Annotated in this window: 7 protein-coding genes; 6 read left to right on the top strand and 1 reads right to left on the bottom strand. The window is 40.4% G+C overall.

The genetic code is table 11. The annotated features are described in order from the left end of the window. Window positions 1-126: 126 nt before the first annotated feature. Window positions 127-1,569: an ATP-binding protein gene (locus tag HXT60_RS04975; protein ID WP_285068687.1), complete on the bottom strand. Its 1,443-nt coding sequence runs from the start codon at window positions 1,567-1,569 to the stop codon at window positions 127-129. 690 nt (window positions 1,570-2,259) lie between these two features. On the opposite strand from HXT60_RS04975, the gene HXT60_RS04970 reads away from it, so the two are divergent. From HXT60_RS04970 to HXT60_RS04945, 6 genes are all read left to right on the top strand, one after another. Continuing rightward, on the top strand, window positions 2,260-4,062 hold the full coding sequence (locus HXT60_RS04970; protein ID WP_421790930.1) for a SpaH/EbpB family LPXTG-anchored major pilin: 1,803 nt from the start codon (window positions 2,260-2,262) through the stop codon (window positions 4,060-4,062). Between the two features lie 195 nt (window positions 4,063-4,257). Further along, window positions 4,258-5,415, top strand: a complete 1,158-nt coding sequence (locus HXT60_RS04965; RefSeq protein ID WP_119676119.1) for a class C sortase — start codon at window positions 4,258-4,260, stop codon at window positions 5,413-5,415. Window positions 5,416-5,551: 136 nt separating this feature from the next. Next, window positions 5,552-13,579 (top strand): cell wall-binding protein, encoded by an 8,028-nt coding sequence (locus tag HXT60_RS04960; protein WP_421790928.1) that lies wholly within the window; start codon window positions 5,552-5,554, stop codon window positions 13,577-13,579. A gap of 112 nt (window positions 13,580-13,691) precedes the next feature. Next, window positions 13,692-14,453, top strand: a complete 762-nt coding sequence (locus HXT60_RS04955) for a hypothetical protein (RefSeq protein ID WP_421790926.1) — start codon at window positions 13,692-13,694, stop codon at window positions 14,451-14,453. A 111-nt stretch (window positions 14,454-14,564) separates the two neighbouring features. Then, window positions 14,565-19,472: a PD-(D/E)XK nuclease family protein gene (locus HXT60_RS04950; RefSeq protein WP_421790924.1), complete on the top strand. Its 4,908-nt coding sequence runs from the start codon at window positions 14,565-14,567 to the stop codon at window positions 19,470-19,472. Next, on the top strand, window positions 19,465-23,646 hold the full coding sequence (locus HXT60_RS04945) for a UvrD-helicase domain-containing protein (RefSeq protein WP_421790922.1): 4,182 nt from the start codon (window positions 19,465-19,467) through the stop codon (window positions 23,644-23,646). Before HXT60_RS04950 ends, HXT60_RS04945 begins: the two co-directional genes overlap by 8 nt. Window positions 23,647-23,687 lie beyond the last annotated feature (41 nt).

Raw genomic sequence — 23,687 nt, 5'->3', positions numbered from 1 at the left:
AAGCTCAGTCAAAGCGCCTCTCGCGCTACGCTTTAAGCTCGAAGTCGTAGATTCGCCTGTGTTTGTTTATTTTTGCCCGTGTTTGTAGTCGTATGTGCTTTCAACGCAAGCGAAGACGTGAGCGAATTACAAGAACTCAGTCATTACTATTGGAATGTATTCCAGCATTCCGTTATGTAGGTAGTCTTTTGTATAAATCAGAATTTCCCGTGCGATTCGCGAAGAAAACTTGCGCGCGAAAGTATCAAGCGAAGCATGCGTTTTATAACCTGAGCTCTTTACTTCAATCGGCACAATCTTGTTCTTATCAGCAATCAAGAAATCTACTTCATAGCTGCGATTGTTGTGATTATTTCGATTATCGTGATTGTCAATCTCAACATTAGTATCGTCCGCGATTAAGCGCGCGTCGCCGTCCATAAAAGTGTGATAATACAATTCGTGTCCATGAGTGCTCAAAGTTTGAGCAACAATATTTTCGTATACATAACCTAGATTTACTTGCAACTTATCGTTTAACAATCGCATATAAATGTCGTTGCTTGTAAAAGACTTGTCTTTAAATGCTAACGTAACAAACAAGCCAGTATCTGCAAGAAAGAGTTTGAACTTAGATAAATCTTTGTGTTGAGCCATTCCAGAATTAGGATCGTTAGTATGGTGGGAGATTAGCACAGTTCCAGAATCTTCTAGTTGAGCTAGTTGTTCAAGAACAGTATTTGCTCTGTTGCCAGCAAGAACGCTCGAAACATGGTAACGGGAAGTGTTAGACATGAGCTGAGCTGGTATAGAATCAAAAATTGCAGATATTTTACCAGTAGGGTCTATTTTTATAAAATCATCTTCGTAAAGTGAAAGAATATCGCGTTTTACTCTATCTACAGCACTAAAATCGTTGGTTTCAATATAGCTTTCAACAGCTTGTGGCATTCCTCCAACAAGCATATAAAGTCTAAAATCTCTTAGCATTTTTCTGCATGCTGCTTGACCGATTGGTTTTTTAGAATCGTAGAGTTTTTTTAGAAGCGGAATGGTTGTATTGTCGCCAAGTGCCCATTTAAATTCCTCATAATCCATAGGATGCATTTTTAGTTTGCGTTCTTCGCTTGGAATAAGAATATTTTTAACGTTTTTGTGGATTGAAATTAGTGAGCCCGTTTCTATGTAGTCGTATCTTCCGTCGTTGACTAGGGCTTTAATTGCTTGGCGCGCTTTTGGGCAGAGTTGAACTTCATCAAAAATAATGCACGACTTGCGTTCTTTGAGGCTTGTTTTATATGTAAGCTGGAGTTGCAAGAAGATGTAGTTTAAATCTGAAAGGTCTTCAAATAGTTGTTTTACTTCTGGAGATGCTGTGTAAAAATCCACTAATATGTAGCTTTCATACTCATTTTGCGCAAACTCTTTTACAATAGTGGATTTTCCTACGCGTCGTGGTCCTTCTATGAGTAGTGCTGTTTTCCCGTTAGAAGAGTTTTTCCAATTGAGCATGTGCGAATAGATTTTGCGTGGAAATTTGCGCTCAGTGTATGTTGTGCTAGATGCTGATTGATTAAGGTTATAAATCATTGTAATTCCGCCATTCTTTGCAAAATCGATTATTTTATTTTAACAGATTTTTGCAAAATCGATAATTTTATTTTGATGATTTATTGCAGAATCGACATTTTGCTATAAAATGCAATTTGACTTGATTCGCTTGTGTTTGTGTATTTTTGCCCGTGTTTGTAGTCATATTTGCTGAAAAAGGGAAAAACAAACGCGCGCGACGACCTGCCTTTTCGCTTAGAGCGTAGCGCGAAAAGGCAATTTGGAGCGCTGAGCCGCTCAAAGCAGAAGCACTGCTTCTGCGCGGCGAAGACGTTCGCGCGCTGTTCGCGCAAGCGATAACGACGCGGTTTATTCGACACGCCAAGGTGCGAATTTAGCAAAAATTCGGAAAGAATTTTTAACAATTTTAATCACTTATTAAGCTGAGAAAACCCTGATATTTCAACGATACCGGGGGGGGGTATTAAAAGCTTATTTTAGTAGGCTTTTGTTAGGTGATTTTTAGGTGATTTTTACGCTGCAAAATGCTAGTCTGTTTTAGTCAATGAAGGTTTGGCGCACAGCTTTAGTGCGCATAGAAGCCCAGTGAGAGGAATCTGTAGTTCGCGATATTTATGCGATTTTTGCGGAAAAGTCTAATCACATGGGCGATTCTTTCTAAACACAAAATTCTCATAACGAGATGTCACTCTAAAGAAGAGAGGAAACATGCGTTTAAATACGAATTCGCTGAAGCGCACCGTTGCTGTTTTGGCGGCGGTATGCACACTTGGAACATGCTGTATTGCTGGCTCTATTGCTTATGCTAAGGATGCTGGTGTTAATACAGCTACTATTGATACTACAAAGAAAAGTACTACATCCATTACTATTCATAAATATGAAAATAACCCTGCTGGAACTATACGCGCTAATGGTGAGGAAGTAAAAGATCTTTCTAATAGAAAGCCAGTTAAGGGTGTTAAGTTTACTCTGTGGCGATTAAAGAAGGGTGCTGATGAAATTGATCTTTCTACGTCTGAAGGATGGAAGAAGATCAAAGGCTTAGAAAATCTAGTCGCAACAGCTGAGAACAACAAGAAGACCGCTCATGATTTTATAGCTGGCACTAATCCAGAGTTTAATAAGTATACCGATGCTGGTGAAGGTGTTGATAAGGCTAGTGGAAAGTCGTGCACAACAGGTGAAGATGGCTCATGCAAGTTTGAACAACTACCGATGGGCTTGTACTACGTTGAGGAAACGGATGTTTCTGGAGCGCAATTAAAAGATGGACAGACATGGAAGCCAGTTTCCATTACAAAGGGTGTGGATCCATTCTTTGTGACGACTCCACTCGCTAATGAAACTACGAAGAAGTGGTTTTACGATGTGAACGTGTATCCAAAGAATGATACAAGCACTGATCTTCCAAAGAAGACTCCTGCTAATGCTCCAAGCTCGCTCGACATAAAGAGCAATAATGCTACAACAATGTCTTGGGATATTACTATTCCTTTGAACCTTATTGCTCCTGCTACAAAATTCACTACTATTAAGTTCACTGATCCTTTAATGAAGGATTTAGTGTTTGATGCTGCTAGCGGCATAAGCGATGTTAAGATTTCAAAGTTTAATAAGACTAGCGGTGCTGTTGTTACTGGTAACGATGCTTCGCAGGCTTTAACTAAAGATACAGATTACACTGTTACTACAGATAATACCAAGACATATACAGTTGGCAGTAAGACAGAAAAATTCACATTAGTTACTGTTGCTTTAAATAATACTGGTTTAGGTAAAGCTGATACATTGTATAAGAATCTTGGCGACGGTAATGTTTTGAAGCTTACTGCCAAGATTACTGCTAAGGTTAAGCAAGGCGCTACAAAGGTTGTTAACGTTATCAACACTGAGGTTAATAATACTGTAACGGGTCAAAAGGATGATCCAAAGCCATGCGTTCCAACTACAGGTAAGCCGTGCGATAATCCTGGTCAGTCTGTAACTAACTTTGCAACGCTAAAGGTTACTAAGGTCAATGAACAGACAGGTCAAGATAAGAAGACACTTAAAGGTGCTGAGTTCGAAGTTTACTCAATGAAAGATAACAATGCTAATCCAACAAAAAACGAAGAAGTAACTAGTAACAATAACGGCAACACGAAGGTCAATGACGTTAAACTTACTACTGGCGACAATGGTGAAGCTTCTGTAGAACTGTTTATTGGCAATGGTGATACTACATCTAAGAAGTATTGCATTGTGGAAACCAAGGCTCCTGCTGGTTATCAGTCTTCAGACAAGCCAACTTGCTACGACTTAACTGTTGAGGGTCAGGCTGATGCTGCAACTAAGAACAGTAAAGAAGTAGTCAACAAGCTTTCAACAGCCTTGGACAAGATTGTTGGCGCACTGCCAATGACTGGTGCTCGCGGATTAGTGTTGCTCACTGCATTCGGCATTGTTGGCTTGGGCGGCACGTTGTTCTACATCATCACTCGTCGTCGCAAGGAACAAGAAGAAGCGTAAGGCTTACTTGGTTTTGTGATTATTTTGTGATTGGTTTTGTGATTTAAGCTGTATGCGAGTGTTTGCGTATTCAAGTGAGTGAATTGCGCGGATTCGCGAATACTCGCATCGGCTCACAAAACCGAAAATTAATTCGCAGATCAAATCGCAAATAAAATCGCAAATCCAATTTAAAGTCCAATCGCAAAGCAACAAATGCTTAGGTTTTTATTCTTAAATCGAAACGTTGTGGTTAAGCATAAGAAGCGCGATAAGCGAAAGTGGAGATTTTCTAAATCTTCTATCGTTCCAGCGCTTCTATTAACCGCATCGTTCGCCTCACTGTTATACCCACATGCAGCAATGTGGTTAAGCCAGTATCACATGTCGGAAGTAGCCGAAGAATACGCTAAGCTAATCACGCATGCTATTCCAGCTCCGCATGAGCAGCTGGCTCGCGCGCGCGAATACAATCGCAAGCTATCCGTAGGCGCAATATATGAGGCGAACACGAATATTCCAACATCCCATGGCGAAACGTCTGACGTTAGTCAAAACTATTGGGATCAGTTGAAAGCGAATGACGATGGTCTTATGGCTCGCCTTCGCATTAAGAAAATTGACCTAGATTTGCCCGTGTATCACGGTACGCAGGACGATACTCTGCTTAAGGGACTTGGACATTTACGCGGAACTTCTCTACCAGTTGGAGGATTAGGAACTCGTTCAGTGATTACTGGCCACCGTGGTTTGGCTAGTGCGGAAATGTTCACGAGATTGGATGAGATAGATAAGGGCGATTCTTTTACGATCGAGGTTTTTGACGAGATTCTCACTTACAAGGTGATAGAAAAAATTGTTGTAAACCCAGACGAAACAAAGAAGATTGCTGCAGTGCCAGGCAAGGATCTTGTGACTCTGATTACTTGCACACCGCTTGGAATCAACACACAGAGAATCTTGGTAACGGGGGAGCGAGTAATACCGACTCCTGCTGCGGACAAGTCTTTGCTTGGTAAAAAGCCAGATGTTCCGAGATTCCCGTGGTGGCTTGTTGGGAGCATTGCAAGCTTGAGTGTGGTTGGAGGCTACATTTACTGGGCTGGTCTGCCGATTGTTAAGAAGAAAAAGAAGAAAAACGATAAGCAGAACGGCGATGATCGAAATAATGGTGATGACCATAGTGATGCCAATGGTGATGACCAGACTAACGATACTCTTTGGCTTGGCATTTATGGCGACCAAAACAAGCAGATGTATAGGGATTCCGAAGAAGCGAGAAGGATTAGTCAGGAATCCTTTGAGTCGATTATTGATGGTTTTGCGCAGGGCAAGCGTCCGAAGGCTTCAAAGCTTAAAAAACTGAAAAGTTAATAGGTTAAAACTTAATACGTTAAAAAAATTGATGCGTTTAATACATCAAAATTTAAATACATCAAAATTTAAGATTTTAAAACTTAATACATTGATTGGCATGTGGAAATTAGCACACGAGAGTTTAGGTGGACAAATGAGAAGTATTTGGACGGGTTTGCTAAGCGTTATCGTCTTGATAGGGCGTTTAGCTCAGCATGCGACTAAGGCTGCTCTTATTTTCCTGATTTCGGTGGCTATGTGGCTGCCGATGTGCCTAACTGCAAACACCGCTGTAGCTGCTGACAGTGGCACTGCCGCGAATGCGGCTATCTCTGGTAATTCTGGTAAAAAGCATGAGTCCAATAAGTCTGGCGATAAGCCTAAATCTGCTGCTAAGCCTAATGCCGATGTAGATGCAGATAATGCCGATATTTCTGCGCCATCGCAACCTCCAGTTTTTGTCGATGGACAAAACAATGCGTTTGCAAAGCTGAAAAATGGTGTAAGCGTAAATAATAATCTTGCTAACAACGCCGCTAAGGGTGATGCGTCTGATAAAGGACTTATTGACAGTGCTATGATGAGCGCTGCCAAAGGTATGGCTAAGCAGGGTGCATCTTATACTTCTTTTGGCATGGATCGCTCCAATGAAATATTCAATAATACAGAACGATCTTCAAATGGAGACAAAATGGGTTACGATCGCAGCAGGATGGAGTTTCGTCCCGGCTGTAATCGTAATTATGCTCGTTCTGAATGCATTACAGATGATGGTGATGAAACAGGTCATCGCGCGTCAAAAGGTGCTGATATGGAACGTGGAGATAATCCTTGGCGCGAAGATAGTGGCTATGATCAACCTCAGGGTATTTATACGAATAATGATCCAAACTTTACTCCATATCCGCGTGGAACATACCTGCAAAAACGTATACGTAACTTAGCTTATTTGAAAAATAAAAATGGTGTTGATTCTTTAAATCGTATTCAGCTTGACGATGTTCACGATTACATTTTTATGAAACGTACTCCTAAACGTGATGGTAATGGATATATTTGGGATGTACTTGTAAACATGGGTGCGCGCATTCATGGTGCTGCTAAAGCTTTGACCTATTTTGTTGTTCCTAAAGATCAGAGTCTCGACACAAGTAATGGTCAGTATGACCAGTATGTAGAGCGCTTGCATTTTGATGCAAAGAATCGCGGTTGCGCAAAAGATTGGGTTAATCCAAACGGTTTTTGTATTGATGAGGGCACTAGAAAAGAGACACTTAACGATGGCGAGACCCTTGATAAAGCGTGGTATCGAATTGGTAATTCAAATGCTATAGACAATGTTGGTGTTTTTGAAGGTGGAACGCAAAAGTCTAGAGATGATAGCAATAGTAAACTTGGATTATGTGATTCTTACGGCTTTGACTGCTATCATTCTGGTAACTATGGTTTCCCAAGTGAAGGTGAACATAAAGCTGGTACTCGTCTTCCTCCAGATGGTACTCAAAAATTTAATGACACTTATATAAAATTGATAGATAACCTCTTTTCTGAGCTTCGAGGAACTGATAAAGAGCCACGAGCAAAGATTTTTGCATTACGTAATCAATTTGATGATAGCAAATCACCTTATAGCTACCATATTCACTATACAACATCGAATAATGGTAAATATGGAAAACTGAGTACTTCCTACTATGGTGCAGGAAGCTATTATGGAGATACTTGGCATGGTCCTCTTTCAAGATACGGTTTAGGCGATCCATATAGTAGGAATCCTAAATACTCTTTGTCAAATTATCGTATTGGATCAGGCCATACAACTTACGAATACACTACTTTGTATCAGCAATGGTATGGAATACCTAATCTTGTAGATATAAATGTGCCGCATTACTCCTTCCTTCGTGGTACACATTTAGGTCCTTTTACTAGCAATAATGGTCAATTATTGGCTCATACTAAGAATATTGATGTTACGAGTTTGTTATTCCAACCTACAAGACAAGAAGTGTGTGATAAAGATACTGAAGCACAATGTGGTAATAATACAGTTTGGGCTAAAGGCCAGCTTTCATTATTGCCAAAGTATAATGCGTCAGAAAACAAGTATGCTCGTGGAAACAGATGGTGGCGAAAACCATTAGATCCTAAAACTAACATTAATACAAAAGATTCAAAGTTTGGCATACACGATTTGACTGTTCAATATTGGAATGACAAGCTTCAAATGGGTTCTGCTAAAAAAGTAAAGTACGATATTATTGGTCAAGCGGATGTGTTTAGACCACTGCAGGCTCAAGAGTGGCAAGATAATCCAAAATATAGGTCTTCTAAAGATAGTTTAGGAAAAGCTGCAGATTATGTGAATTATCTTGATAACAAGGGTAAAATATATGAATTTGCTCACGCATTGAATCCGCGTTTATATATGCCAGATTCGCATAGTAGTAATAATCTTGAAAACTATAGTAAATATTCAGATTCAGATGACTCTGTTTACTACGGTTCTATTAAGGATGGTAAAATTCCTGGTGATGCTCATGGTTTAGAGTATCCGCTTAACGATAGTTATTTGTATAGCCAAGATTCTGGTGCAAACGCGGCGATTAAAGATCGCGCCATTTATAGTGTTGAATGGACAAATGCAGATGGTTCGCTTAAGAAATCTAACACTCTGAAAGATGCGGAAACGAAGGTTGCTGTAAGAGTTCCAGTTGTAAACGTAGTAGATCCTTGTAAGGGCGATGATGATAAAGCTGCTGATAAAGCTGCAGATAAGTCTGCACAAGCGGATGCAGCTGCGAAAAATAAAGATAGTCAAGAGTGTAAGCTTAGTCCGCTAAATTATACAAAGCGTTATATTTGGAAACTTTATGATGCGCCTAGTGGTAAAACAGTTGACCAAAAGTTAACTGGCGACGAAAAAGCAAAATATGCGAAACTTGCAAAAGACTACTTCTCAAATCCTGTAAAGGAAGAATACGCAACCCCAACTAATCCTAATGATGAAAATCGTATTATGCTTCAATTTGGTGAACAGCCAGAAGTAAAGCCAGTGTATGTTGCTGCAAAGTACGCAAAAATAACGTATTGGGATGAGTCTACTGGCGTATTACCACTTGTGTTTACGCATGTTGATGATGAGAAGCCGACTATAGACGTAAAAGTTAGCATCAATGGTGGAGAGCCTAGATCTGTGCCTGAAAATGGTATGAAAATATCGGTTGGCAGCAGAATTAGATTCCTAGTAACTGGTCACGATGATAAACACGTGTACATGGGAACCAAGGAAAAGGTAAAAGATAACAACAATAAAACAGATATACAGTCAACAAGTGAACAATTTAAAGCAACTGCTTTTAATAAATATGATCAATCTAAGCCTGTAGGCGTTGATAGTGCTACAGATCAATCAGGTTATGTAACTACAAGTGAAACAAATGGTCCTGAACTTAAATCTAATGATTCTGGTGTTAAAGAGTTTACGTTCCACGCTTGGGATGATGCTGGAAATAAGGTTCAAAAAAAGATTAAGCTTATTATCACTGGCGATGAGTTTACTGCTCCTAATGTTCGTTGGCAAAAACAGCCAAATGGTAGATACGTTGGTAAAGTTAATCTTTTAACAAAATCTAAGCAAGTTGCAGTATTAGCTGTTCGCATATGGAAAAGAGGTGAGCCAAAGCAGAAGCCTGTAGGAGAAACTGATACATTCAGAATATTTAGTGATTGTCCTAATAAATCATGCCACGGTATTATGTTAACTCGTCAAGCAGGTGAAGATTGGCAACAGCTTAACGATGATAAACCTGATCATTCGTACTTTACTAACTTTATGCCTTATGAGAAGGATATAACATTTGATCCAAAAACTGGTGAAATAACTATCCCAGAGCATTTGGCAGAGATTGGTTCAAGAATTTATGCGGGTGTTGGCAATAATGCTTCTCAGCTTCAAACAACTTTGAATGCATCTTCTGACCCATTGCCATTAGATATGACTTGGCCAGACGATGGCATGGTTCAGGTGAACCCGTATGAGCTGAATCCTTCCGAAAAACAAGGTTTGATAGATAGAATTAAGCAAAAGAATCCGCGTTTGTTCCAATACCGAAAAGATGAAATTGGTTGGTCGAAAGATGAAACTAAAACTCTTGGCGGCACAAGCGATAAATATTCTTGTAAAGACAACACAAAGCAGTATAAAATCTGCCTTTCTGTAACTCCTGACGGTAAAAATACTGGTCAAAATAGGTCTGGTTCAGAAAAGACTTTTAAAGTAGTAAAAGCAACTGGTACAGGCAATGACACTAAAGATGATCAAAATCAGGAAACTGTACTTGATCCAAAGCAGAAGAAAATCACGCGATTTGTTAATATTCGTGCAGATTATGATTGGTCATACGGCAGTGGAAAAATAAACGGTCGTAACACAGACGATGGCTTTAAGTGGTACGGTCGTGATGAAAATAGCTCACAGTATTTGGTGTACAGATTCAACATTAACCAAGGTGATAATAAAAACTTCAACACGAATGAGGCTTTGAGCTTATTCCAAGGCACAAAGAAAAGCCGATGGCTTAGAAACCAAATACAGCCATCACTATACCCATTGAACACTAATGCTGCTGATTCTACTAATAAGACAACCATAGAAAAGCTGTGGGGTGGATACAACAGAATGCCTAATCGCGGTGATGGAATTGGCTACGCACGTAAAGTAAATAATGCGCGCGGAGAATGGGCTAATATTGTTGATTTAGTTAATTATAGTAATCTTGGCGGCGGTCAGACTATATTCACAAATAATATTACTGATAAAGATAATTTTGTTCAGCCTCAAGGTTACGTTATGCCAGGTGGCGAAGATTATAATCAGCAAGATTCTGGAGCTAATATTGGTGCTGCTATTCTAAAGAAAAGTGGTAACAAATACCCTTTGCATGCGCAGCTATATATTTTCAACGGTAATCCGTGGAGAGAATTAGAGGCCAGAGACGAGGGTGACAAAGATCATACGCCAAATGTAATTAACGTGTGGTTCGTGCCAGTAGACAAGAACAAGCCGTGGATTTCAGTAAAAGATGCTAACGATCCTAGTAAGAAGCTTCTTGGCGAGTGCAATCCTACTAAAACAAAGTCTGATTCTTGCGGAACTGTTACGACTATTGATATGAACAAGACTGATATTACAAAGCAGTCGGGATTATTCAACGTAGTAGATTTGCTTGCACTGGATGATGATTTCAATGTTGCAGATAAGACTACGCATGTAAGCAAAGCTTTGAAGGATACTCTGAGCATAGACATTGAAGCAGAAGGTGCAACAGATCCGAAAACTAAAAAAGCTCCTCGCGTAAGGTTTGTAACAGGAGGCAATACAAATAAGGAACTGTTGCGCGGATTTATAGAAAAATGGCGTGGAAACGATTCTAAAAATTCTCCAACCTTCAAGATGATTGCGCAAGTAACTGACGACTCTGGAAACAAGAGTGACGAAGCAGTAGTAGGCAAATTCAAGTTCAATTGGACTGTAGCTAAAGCTCCAGTTGTGCGAGCATACGATGGTAATCACTATAATGATTTGTCTGGTTCTGGCGTGTGGCTTCATGATTGGGAAGGAGCCTCTGCTCCTAATTACAGCAATAAGGTGTCTGTGATTTCTGGAAATAATGCAACTCGACTCGTAGTGTATTTTGCTCGCGCAAAGAAAGCTGCAGCAAAAACTGGTAATACAGTATCGCTAAGGAATGCTGGTGCTAATGCAATATACAGTAGAAGTGCAGATGCTACTACAGGTATAAATGATGATAGTGATATTAGTGAATCATTGGCCTTATGTAGAGCTAAAACAGGTGATAGGTGGAGTTTGTGTGATGGCTACACGTTCCCAGAAGGGCTAAGTACAAATGATCTAAATCAGACAGCATTTGGTGGCGATAAAACTGCAATATTGTTCCCATCAGGTTTCCTAGCCCCTGGAAGCGTAGTGCGTGCAAGGAATCGCACTGGATCTTACGGACCTTGGTCAGATATGCCTGGCGTTAAATCCGAAAATTTGGATGAGTTAGCAAATGATGCTAATGAAACTACTTCTGTTAATAATGATTTGAAGAAGCTTTCAGGTAGTGAAAATGTAAGTCAGGCTCAAAACGGAGCAAATAGTGCAAAAGAAGAAGACATGCGAGGTGTTCAATCAGTTGACTCTTTGTCTTCTAAGAGAAGTTCTGTATGCCGTCCTGAAAGTAAGGCTCCAAAGGTGTGGAGTGAACCGTCTGACTGTGTATTCTTCCCAGTCGTAGTCAATAAGAAAGTAGTACAAGTGCATCCACTGCTTCTGAATGATTCCGAAAAGCGTGCTGTGAATCATGTATTGCGCAACGGAAATGCAGGAGGCAAATGGCTAGACTCGGGTGATAACGATTCGCTCGATAATGCTACTAATACAAGAAGTGGTGTTAGTGTAGACAATAGTAACGCTAGCTTAGATGATGATGACGATACTCTTGCCGCAAATGAGTCGAAAGTTACGTGGAAACGTGGGAACTATATTGCTCCTCAAAAACAGGATGATGGACGCAATAATTACTCTAATGTAGGTAGCGAGCAGGACTCGTTTATACTTACGCGCGGATGGCGTAGGAGAACTGTAACGCCAGAGCCTAGGCGCAATATTGTAACAAGATTTGCTAAGCTGCGAAGTGATAGTAATTCTGCCGCTGACTACACGATTACTTGGGATAAGAAGAAGCCATATATTGGTGAGCGTTCTAGCGACCCTGGCTTTGAACTGGTTGGCGCGCCTGGTCATCAATCGCTTGTGTACCGTTATAACGCGAGTACGAAAGACAAGCGCATCGATTTAAACCAATTACAGAATGCTCTCACTCTTAAGCCGAATGTTCCATCTGGTATGAGTGAAGATGAGTTTAAGAAGATTCAACCATCTTTGCGCGTTGTAAGTGGTACAGATAAGAAAAATGGCGAAGGTAGTAAGGAAGTTACGGTACAGCTCCCTGATGGCAAAACTAGAGTAGATAAATTCGGCAATGGCTCTGGTTTCTTCACGCTGAACGATGAGTATATCAATATACCTGATTTAGTATTAGGTAATGGAAACTATGGTGGCGGATTAAATGTTTCTAACACTAATGGCATGAATTACAGTACATTGGGTAATAATTATTTGAATATGAGTCCTCAAGATATTACTGTGAACAAATGGTGTGAGGGCGGTGATACTGCAAATCCAAATTGTACGAGTGTCAATTCTGAATCATTTAATCTTGAAAAAGTTTTAGGCGGACATAAGAACATAGAAACTGCAGATGACATAAAAGGAACATCTAAAAAGGCTATTGCTCCAGTTTATGCTTTGTCGCTTTCTAACGGTTGGGCAATGAATAGCTTAAAGAACACGTATGGCTATAATGCACAAACTCATTTTAAGAATGTTGCCTCTGCACCTACACTTCTTCCAGTATACGTAGTGCCGGTTGATGTAATAAAGCCTAAAGCTGAATCTATAGGTTCGCTTCAGAAATCGACTATGAGTAAGCCTTACGAGGTTAGTGCTAATGACATTAAGTTCACTTTCACAGGTAATCCAGACACTAACGGTAAAGTGGGCGGCAAAGAATTGTTAGTAGATGCTAGCGATGATTTTGATTCTAAAGATGTAGTTGACAAGAATCTTCAAGTATGCGTGCGTTGGATGAACAATAATAAGCCTCAACAGGATGATTGCACGCCTATTTTGAAGGACGATAAAAGTGTAGATTCTGACAAATTGCAGCAGATGCTTGTCACTCATGGCAATACGGCTGTTTACGCCGTATACGCGCAGACAAAAGATAAGTCAGATAATAAGAGCGTTGGCTATGATGAGAGTAAAGAAACAGCTCCGATCATAGGTTACATAAAGATTACTGGCATCAACGTGTCGCCGATTCCGCTGCCGTTTACTGGTGGAAACGCTGCTATTACGTATACCTTCCTGTTCAGCATATTAATGGCACTCTTCATCGCGTCGGGCGCATTCGGTAGGCGCGGATGGTTGGCGTCTGTGCTTAGCGGAAACGGATTTAGTGGCGAGTTAACGTACAGCAAGCATTGCAACGTTTCGGCAGAACCGTTGCGCTGCAGGAGATTGTTTGGCCTTATCTACAAAAATCGCCATTAAATTTTGCACGTTTTGCTATTCCTAGATCGGAGTCAAGTATAGTAAATCTTATTTATATAAAACATTGAAGAACATAGATGAGAGTTAAAAATTATTTGAAAGCGAGATAAGAATGAGCGAAACACTAGTCTTGGCGCGCAAAGATTACATTACAAGAACCATGATTCGAATTATTGCAATAGTTTCGTCCATTTACGGAATGGCAATGTCTTGGGATTCAATGGCACTAACGTATTTTACGAATCTTTCTAACTTGATGATTTGCGTTGCGCTGCTTGGCTCGCTGATTTTAGACACGCGAAGTGCGCTTAAATCTAAAAGCGATGAACAGAGTGAGCGCGCTGGAGCCTGGGTGGATGCAAAGCCAAACGCATGGTACATTTTTAAATTTATGATGACGATTTCAATCGCCGTCACTTTTACGCTGTACCTGTGCTTTTTGGCTCCTACAAACAAGCTCGGATTTGTTGGCGCGTACATGAACAATGGGTGCTCAAGCTTATGCGTGCATTTTATAACGCCGTTGCTCGCAATTTTTGACTTTGTTCTTTTTGATTACAAGTACAAGTCCAGCCGCGCGCACGTTTATTTTGCTACGATTCCGCCGCTCACTTACGTTGCGTACGCTGTGTGTTTAAGCGAGTTTGCTGGCATGCGATGGGGAGAGCATGCTATGGCAGCGCCGTACAATTTTTTGAATTACAAGGCTCCTGCAGGATGGTTTGGTTTTGCGCCAAACACGTTTAATTCCACAACGCTTGGAGTGGGTGTTGTTTATTTGCTTGCCATTTTTACGCTGATTTTTATTGGCATTGGAATAGCATTTCTTGCGATTAAAAACGCTCGCGCTACGCGACTTCTTAGTCAACAATAGTTAGCGCAGCTAATCTGCGCTATCGCTATTTCCGCCTTTTGTTGCTAATTTTGCCGTTTAGAGCTACAAAAAGCGGAAGAATAGCTCGCGCCAGTTGATAGAATTGTGTTCATGTGTACGGAAGATTCTGCGCTAGATGCTGTTCAATCGTTGCTTGATGGCAGTCTTAAAAACACCAGCGAACGTCACACCAATGTTTTGTTGGTGTTTGGCGCTCCAAATTCTGGAAAGTCAAGTTTCGCTCTAAACGCTCTTCTATGCGGTTTGCGAGCTAATTGGAAGAATACGCAGGACTCTAAATACGATGAAGCCGTACAGCTTTTACTCAAACATGCGATTCGCACTGATTTTGCTATCGCCGCAGCCCAGAATCGTGCAACTGCCGCACGCATGTCTAACTACGTAATAAGCAATCTTGGTGTTTCATACCAGTCTCGTCCAGTTGGCACTCTTTCCGCTTTTGCATTCAGCCTGATTTCCGCACGAAATAAGCTTTTTGGAATGCCCTCTCCTAAATTGCTTAACGGCGCTGAACAAGATGCGATTCTTCGCGAAATAGTGCGAATGCATGTTAATCATGTTTTGCAAGGCGATAGCGGTGATTGCAAAATCTGCTCGCTTTTTAACGATTATTTTTCTGGAGAGTATTCTAAATCTTTGCAAGATGGTGATTATAAATCACATGATTCTTGGATTTACGTAATATCGCAGTTGCAAAACAGTGATAATCTTATGGATTCGTTCGACTCTACAGATTATCGGAATGCACATAATGCGCATAATGCTTATGATGCTCAAAATACTCAGGATTTGCCAATAAATAGTGCTTTCATTCATCAACTTCGCGATATGCTCGCTCGGTTAGACGAAATGGGAATTGTAAGCGAATCTGCAGAGTTGCAAATATTAAATAGCCTTAATTTTCAGTCGCATTTGCAATCCGTCTCTAGTTCCGATTTGCTTGCAACTTTGCAGGCGGATTTGCAATCTTCTAGCATTGCTAATCGTTTGCGTGTGCAATGGAATTTGGCTTTTGCACTTCGTAGTCAGTATGCGGATTGTGTGCGGAAAAAATATCCAAATGCTTTTAGATTAGATTCTTCTAAACTTTTGGCTAACGGTGTTCAAATTTTGAATGAGATTTTTAAGAGTTTATATGATGATAATACAGAAGAATCGTCGGTTGCTTGCGACTATTCAGCTGACTCTTCAAAGGATTTTTCTAAAGAATTATTTGCGCTTAAATGTTCACTTCCACGTCTTTTGGTGGTAGATGATTTTCATGATGTAACACTTGCTGGACTTGCATTTCTTGAGTCTCTATCTAGTTTAGGTGTTCGTATTATTTTAACGGCAAACCCAGACGAATCTGTGCAATCCTTCCGTGGATCATACCCAGATTATGTGGTTGAAGCTGCTCAGCATGGTGTTATGCAAGCAGCGGTACTTAAAATTTGTGACTATAGGATTGACGATGTAGCTGAGTCTTACAATGATCCCAATGACTATGTAGATTCTTCAAATACTTCAGATTTGCTAAAACAAAATAGTCGCTCAATTCCACTGAGTCTTTTTTCGTCCAGGGTTTCGCTTTCAATCCCTTCGCTTATGCCAACGCCAATGCCTATCGCCCGAAGGGCTTGGAAGATGGCAAATGTTAAAGGCGCTTTTCCTATAGAAAAAATCGAATCAAATTCGCAAGAAACAGAAAATTCTTCGGTTTCTGGCGACTTGTATCGTACTGCGCGCGAAGAAATGGATTGTGTTATTTGGCAAATAAAACGCGCTCACTTAGATCACAAAATCCCGTGGAAAAATATGGCTGTGATTGCTCACGATAATGCTACTGTTCGTGCTTTCGGCGAGCGACTTCGCAAAGATGGTGTTCCTGTGCGATACTCGTCCGTTACTCGCGCTCTCAGGGAAGAGCCGTTTATAAAAGCACTGTTTGCGCTTATTGAATTGGCGCAATTTAGCCAAAATAGCGTGGATAATTTAGCTAAAGACGTATCTTTAGGAACTCGCACTATTTCTTCGATTGCGCGTTTTGTGAAAAGTCGCATAAAAACCATAATGGATAGTCCTCTGATAGATTCAGATAATTACAATTGTGCTGATTTAAGTGCTGTAGAAGCGCTTATGCGTTCCATTGTCTCTCTTAGTGACATGGTTAAATCTAAGGAAAATTCCCCTCTTAGCGTTCTTATAAGACAGTGGGATTTACTGCAAAATCAGCTTTTAAATAAGACTGATTATAAGAATGATGGTTTGGATGCTAATTTTAGCTTCGACAATCGTATTTTTGATTCAAATCCAAACCCTAATTCCACGCGATTTAGTGTTGATTCCTGCTACCTTCTGATAATTAAAGCGCTTATTGATAGTTGTGCTATTGATAAATCAATGGATTGTGATGATTTTAGTGTTGATTCCTGCGATTCTGATTTATTGGATAAGTCACCAGCTGATAAGTCACCAGCTAACCAAACTCAATCTGATCAAACTACAGAAATTTTTTCTGTTTTGCAAAAAATGCGCCCAAACAGTGTTCATCTTCGTACTTTAATGCGCGTTTTTAAAATCACGTCTAAACTGTCTAAGATTTTAAAACAAGATTTAGCAAAAATTCAAAATAGTGAAACAAACGAGGCTAGTTACATACTTGGGCAGGCGTGGAATCTTTGTAATTGCGCTAAAAAGTGGCAGATTCAAGCGCTTAAAAACAACGATGAAGGTCGTCTTGCAAACGATAGACTAGATGCTGCTATGCGATTATTTGAGTATGCTAATTCGTTTAATTACATAGATTCGCGTGCGGATTATTACGAGTCGTCGGTTGCTGGCGACTATTCTGCAGCGGCACCAACAATCACACAGTTTATTGATCAAGTTCGTCAAATGGAAATTGAAGCTGATTCTCTTGCCAGTGTTGCTCCTGCTCCTGATTCTGTAACGCTCACAACTCCGTCTGGCTCGGTTGGTTCTCGCTGGGATTATGTGTGGATTCCAGCCGTACAGCAGCGAGTTTGGCCAAATACTGCGGCTCGAAGCACAATGTTTGGGTCAGAAACTCTAGTAAACATGGTGTTAAATAATAGGATTTTCGGCTCAGTAAACCTTAAATCTAATAATTCTAAAAATTCATCATTATTAGATGAATACGCTAATCCTACTGGAATTTGCGTAAACGATAGACAAGCGATTTTTACTGGAGAGCAGCGAAGCTTTTTAATGGCGATTACGCGCGCCAACCGTCATCTATTTATAAGCGCGGTTAATAGTGATGATTGTGTTCCTTCTGATTTTCTCTACTACTATTTGCCAGAAATATATTGGCGTAATGCGGATGGAAGTAGTGAATACACTGATTTCTGTGAAGATTTTGCTGTAATGGATGCGGATCCTAGAGGGCTTGTTGCTTCGGCGCGAACACAAGTAGCGCGTGCAATATATGAATCAGAAAATAGTCACAACTTAGACGGAAATCCTACTGTTAAAGATGCTTTAACAGCGTTGAATCTTTTGAAAAATAATGGAGTGGATTCGGCAAATCCAGAAAATTGGGATTTTATTCGTAAAAATTACGGTTCTAAGACCGAAGAGAAATCTATTGAAAACGAATCAAAATCAAACTTAGTCACACTATCTCCATCAATGGTGGATAGTCTTTGGTCATGTCCAGTCTGTTGTCTTTTAGAGCGAAAATTTGCAGGTCCTACACGTGGAGGAACGGCAGCACAATTCGGCACGCTTATTCACGAAACTGCTAGATGGGCAAGTCAAGATGAGCATTTAGACAACGAGTATTTACGCGAAAAATATCCACAATTGCAAGCGTTTGCTGCGATTAAAAATAACAAAGTTAGCGAATTTCCTGACTTTGATTTTTCGTTTGAATCTATAAGCGCTTTACAAAAAAAGGCGATTGACGATGTTGCAAACACTATGATTGAGCATTATTATTCGATTTGCCCAAGCGATTCCAATATTTCAGACGTAAAAGACCGGTATCGTTTTATAAAAAATGATTTAAATGTTCGACGAGCGCTTTATACGATTGCTCAATATTTTGTAGGTTCTTTAACTGGATCAAACTACCCGATTATGGCAAAAAAAGATGAAGACGGTGTGGTTACTGATATTTTACCAGCGTTAGAAAGGTCGAAGTCTGCAAAACCTACAATTGCAGACGTCGATTTGGGGAATCTTGAACATGCTTATTGTGAGTGCAATATAAATGCCACTTTTGGATTCGACGATATTTTAAACGCCTATAATCGTGCGTCTAAAACGCAAACAAGCTTGGAAGATCTTTATTCAATAATGGGATTCTTAGTAGGCGGATGGCAAAATGGCGCGTCTAGCGATTTGCGAGTGAGGATTCAAGGTCGAATTGACCGCATGGAAATTAGAAAGTTAAATGACAATACGGAACAAATTCGCTTAATCGACTATAAAACAGGAAAAGTTCCTAAAACGCAGCAGGTGTTTAACGATTTACAACTTATCTGCTATCAGCTTGGGATTGTGTTTTGTAACGAAAACGTTGAAGACGTTAAACAATTGCTTAAGTTTAAGCATACAAAAATCGCGCGAAGTGCGCTGTTTCACGTTGTATACAAAGATTCTCCTGCGCAAGATAATGGTGTTGCAGAAAACATTTGTCAGCCGTCTTTGTTTGGTGCTGATGGCGCGTTGAGCACTAAAGGACTGATAAGTCGATACAGGTATGCAGATGATAATCGTCTTTACGAACTTCCAGATATTGATGAGCAAAATCCTGCGGACGGTGTGAGCCAGAATGCGTGGTCGGATTTTGTAAACCTGCCTATGAGAACAAAATGGTCTCTTATGATGATATCTCGAGTATTCTTTGCTGCTTCTGCTGTTAAGTCAACCAGTTTTGTTGTTGAGCCAAAAGCAGACCATAAAAATCATTGCAGATGTTTAGATGTATGTCCTGGTTGCGCTGGAAAAGTGGACACGGTTTACGAAATGATTGAAGGTAAAAATGAATAATAACAACGTTAACGCCGTAAAATCCACACCTAATAGTGCTCCAAGTTTAGAGCAAAAAAACGTTATAGAAGCGCCGATTAATCAAGACGTGCTAATAGTTGCTGGAGCTGGCAGCGGCAAAACATACACTATGACTCGTCGCGTAATACATTTAATTAAAAGCAAAGTTCCGCCAGAGTCCATATTGGGATTAACCTTTACAAACAAGGCGGCTGCGGAATTGCTAAGTCGCGTTTCGGCGGAGGTTAGCGCAAGCGGTGCAAATGGCGCAAAGTCATTCTTAAAGCCAGAAGTTATGACGTACGACGCGTTCTTTCAATCAATCGTAAGAAGATACGGGCTTTTGGTTGGCTTTAATCAAAACACAATGCCATTAAGCGATGCTGGCGCGATGGAAATCATAAAAAGTATAATCGGAAAATATTTAGATAATCCACAAAATCACAATAAAAATTTAAACAAATTATATGATTTTGACACGTTATGTTCAGATGTTATGAAACTTTGTGCTGAAATATCATGCTCAATGATAGGTGTAGACGCGCAAGGAAACACTTGTTCCAGTGTGCCTCAAGCAGTACAAAAAATACGAGAGTGGAATAACGAATTTGCAGAACACTTAAAAAATGTCATAGGAAACAAGAAAGTCGAATCGCCATTACCTGCTAAATCACCAGCAATACCAAAATACAAAAAAGTCAAAAAAACTGCTGGAATGAGTGCGGAAGACGTTACAAAAACATCTTCAGAAAAATTTAAACAAGCGTGTAAAAAATACGAAAAATATTGGGATGATTCATGCTTGCAACTCTGCGTGAATCTATACAACTCATGTGTAAAAAGAGACATACTGTTAGATCTTGTTTTGCAATTTGACGCTGAAAAAAAGCGCGTAAACATGGCACAATTTAGCGATTTTACAATCGCAGCCTACTATTTGGTTACACATTTTCCTTCGATTTGTGCGCAATACAGGAATCAATATTCGCAAGTTCTTTTAGACGAATACCAAGATACTTCTACAACGCAAGCAATGCTTATAAACACGCTGTTTCATGCGGAGAATGGTGGCGAGAATGGTGCGGATAGTGATGGCGATTTTGCGGCGTCAAAGCGTACACACGTTATGGCAGTAGGAGACCCATTCCAAGCAATCTACTCGTTTAGAGGCGCTTCAACTGGAGCTTTTTGCAAGTTTGAACAAGACTTTAATATAAACAAACAAAACAAATATTCGCTAACTGTTACACGCAGAAACTCGCTTTTTATACTAAAAGTTGCAAACGCACTAACTGAGCCGATGCGCGGAGAAAATGGCGATAATTCAACGCAAAACGCAAGTCGTAGATTTAGCAGCATTGATGATCGCGAAGTGCAAGTAGAAACCTTAAAGCCAAAAGAGGATGCGCCAAATGGCACGATTGCAGCGCTATTTATGCCATCTCAAGCAGAAGAAATCGACGCAGTAGTGCGATTTGCGCAAAAAATTATAGAAAAGCAGGAAAGTCAAGGATCGCAAGTATCTCACGTATCGCGCGAACCACAATTGGCAATACTATTTAGAAGTAAAGCAAATATGCCAAAATATGCTGAAAAATTAGAATCAGCAGGTATAAGAACAAGCATAGTAGGATACTCATCGTTAATCGAAAAGCCAGCAGTTAAAGATGTGTTAAGCCTACTAAAAGTAGTGCAAGATCACAGCGACTCAAACTCACTTATGCGACTCTTAGCCACACCGCGTTTTGCGCTATCTACTAGCGATTTGAGCGCATTAGCTGCAATCGCAAATAGCGCAAACACGGAATATCTTTACAACATTTACTCGTCGGCAGGATTATTAGAAGCAGATCTTCCTAAAAGTCAGTGGGATTCTGCCGTTCGCAATCTTAGAAACAAGGCGAATAGTGGGGAAATATCTGGGCAAGTCATAAATATTTATGGCGGAGTTTATTTAGCAGACCTAATAATGCGTGATTTTTCCACAAAAAACGACCAGTGGGTTAATCAAATGCAGCAAAAACTTAGCATTAGAGGGTTTGATGCAGTAAAAAGACTTAGTAAAATCCTCCATAATGTAGAAGGCATACAAAGAAACTCGCTAACAAACGTAATGCAAGCCGCTGTTCAAGCTCTTAATGTAGACATAGATACAGCAGTGGGGTCTGCCTTAAAATACAAGGATTTTAGCAACCAAATCATACTGGACGACATGCGTAGTGTGTTAGATTCGCTAAATGCAATTGTAGAAACATATATTCAGGAAATGGGCGAGTGGCAGGACGTAAGTTTGCGCGGACTAATAAGCTGGATTGACTCAGCAAAAAATCTTGATTCTCAGTCAGGATCCTCTGTTTCATCTTCGTCTCAAACAGAACCAGCGCAAGTCGTGCTAATGACAGTTCACCAATCCAAAGGTTTGCAATGGCCTGCTGTTGCTGTAGTTGGGCTAAATGAGGGCGCTTTTCCAAGTAATCAAGGAGATTCGCTAAAAGTTGATGATAATGGGCAGGCAAGCGCTCGCATACCGATTGAGTTTGGTGCAAGCGTGCCTTCTGCGTTGCGCGTGGATGCCAACATTTTGCCGCATTTTCCGCATACAGTCACGCGCGCGGAGGCAATGCACCCAGAAAAAGCAATGCAAAGTTTAGATAGTGTGCAAAAGATTTTTGACGAGATTAAGCCAGATAGAATCAAAGCTTTGTGCGATTTTGCGGAGGCAGTTAAAGAAGTAGATTCTTGCGATTCTTCGGATTCTGGCGATTTTTTGAGCGAAGAAACGCGCCGCGTGTATAACGCGTATAAATCCCAGCAAAACGTTGATTCTATGCCATTTACGCAAAGTGAGGAGCGCGGAATTCAGCTTCACATGGATGAGCGTCACCTTATGTATGTTGCTCTTACGCGCGCAAAGTTCGCTGCTCTTTTAACAGGATCAGCTACATCTGGAGATAGCGCTCAAAGTGGCAGAAAGCGCAGTGCGTCAGTGTTTCTTAACGAATCAATAAATGCTATTAAAAATCTCAATGGAGCTATCGAAGGCCAACGCTGTGATTCAAATGAGGAAAATAAAACAGAATCGAAAGAATCTGAAGAATATGAAGAACAGGATGTTTTCGGTTTTATAGCTGGAGACGATGCTCAGGAATTTGCTGCAGAATTTAGCAAAATCGCGCCTCAGTCTGACTCATCAAGTTTAGAGCCAACACTTAAATGGCCTTGTACGTTGAGCAGTACTATAGAAAAATCCTTAATAGAATCAGCAAAACTCGTAGAAAACTGCGATTCTGATTTAGAATCCGTATACGATTCATCCATAAACACAAACCCTAAATCGTTGCTCTATAAGGCAAAAATTTTCATACAAGACGCGGACTTAACATCACAAAATGACTGCGACTATTCGCTAGAAGAATTAGCCGAAAAAGTGAATAAAATATCTAGCGGATCAAGACTAAACGTAACATCGTTGCAAAAAATAAGTAAAATCGCACAAAATGCAAAAACAAGCGTTTACAACAATCTATTGGCTTGCATTAGACCAATCCCGTCCATTCCTTCAATAGATGCAAACCTAGGCACAAAATTCCACGCTTGGGCGCAACAGTTTGTAGACTCAGCAACACCGAGCGAATCTTGCGCATGCTACGAGTGGAAAAACATTGTAAAACATGGAATATCGTTAGAAAAAACGCCTGAAAACAGACAAAAAGTTATAGATGATTTTAATCAAAGTTGCAAAGATTCAGATTCGCAAAGCTGCGCATTAAATCAATGGAAGCAACGGCTTATAGAATCGCGTTGGGCAAAACGAGTGCCGCTAGCTGCAGAAATGCCGATTTTAATGCAAATCGATAATACGGAATTTGCAAATAGAATCATCAACGGCACTTTGGATGCTGTTTTTGCAGGAGGACTAGACGCTAGCGATACTACAAAACTCTACACAATCGTTGACTGGAAGACGGGAAAGCGGCCAAAAAGCGCGGAAGATATTCGCCTAAAACTAGAGCAGCTCGACTGGTATAGGATGCTGCTAGCGCGCGCAACAAACGTTGATTTAAGATGCATTGACGCCACTCTTTACTACGTTAGCGAGGCGCGTGCGGAAAATCGCGAGATTCACGCATTGTGTAAAACGCGCGACGAAATTTTGAGTGAAGCGTCTTTTTAAAATCAACTTTTTTGATAATCTAAAAGTAGAATATAAGCCGA

It is taken from the genome of Gardnerella sp. KA01002 (genome assembly GCF_049244015.1).
GTDB classification, from domain to species: domain Bacteria; phylum Actinomycetota; class Actinomycetes; order Actinomycetales; family Bifidobacteriaceae; genus Bifidobacterium; species Bifidobacterium vaginale.
The sequence above is the reverse complement of the archived record's forward strand: the minus strand, read 5'-3'. Positions and strand labels throughout refer to the sequence as shown.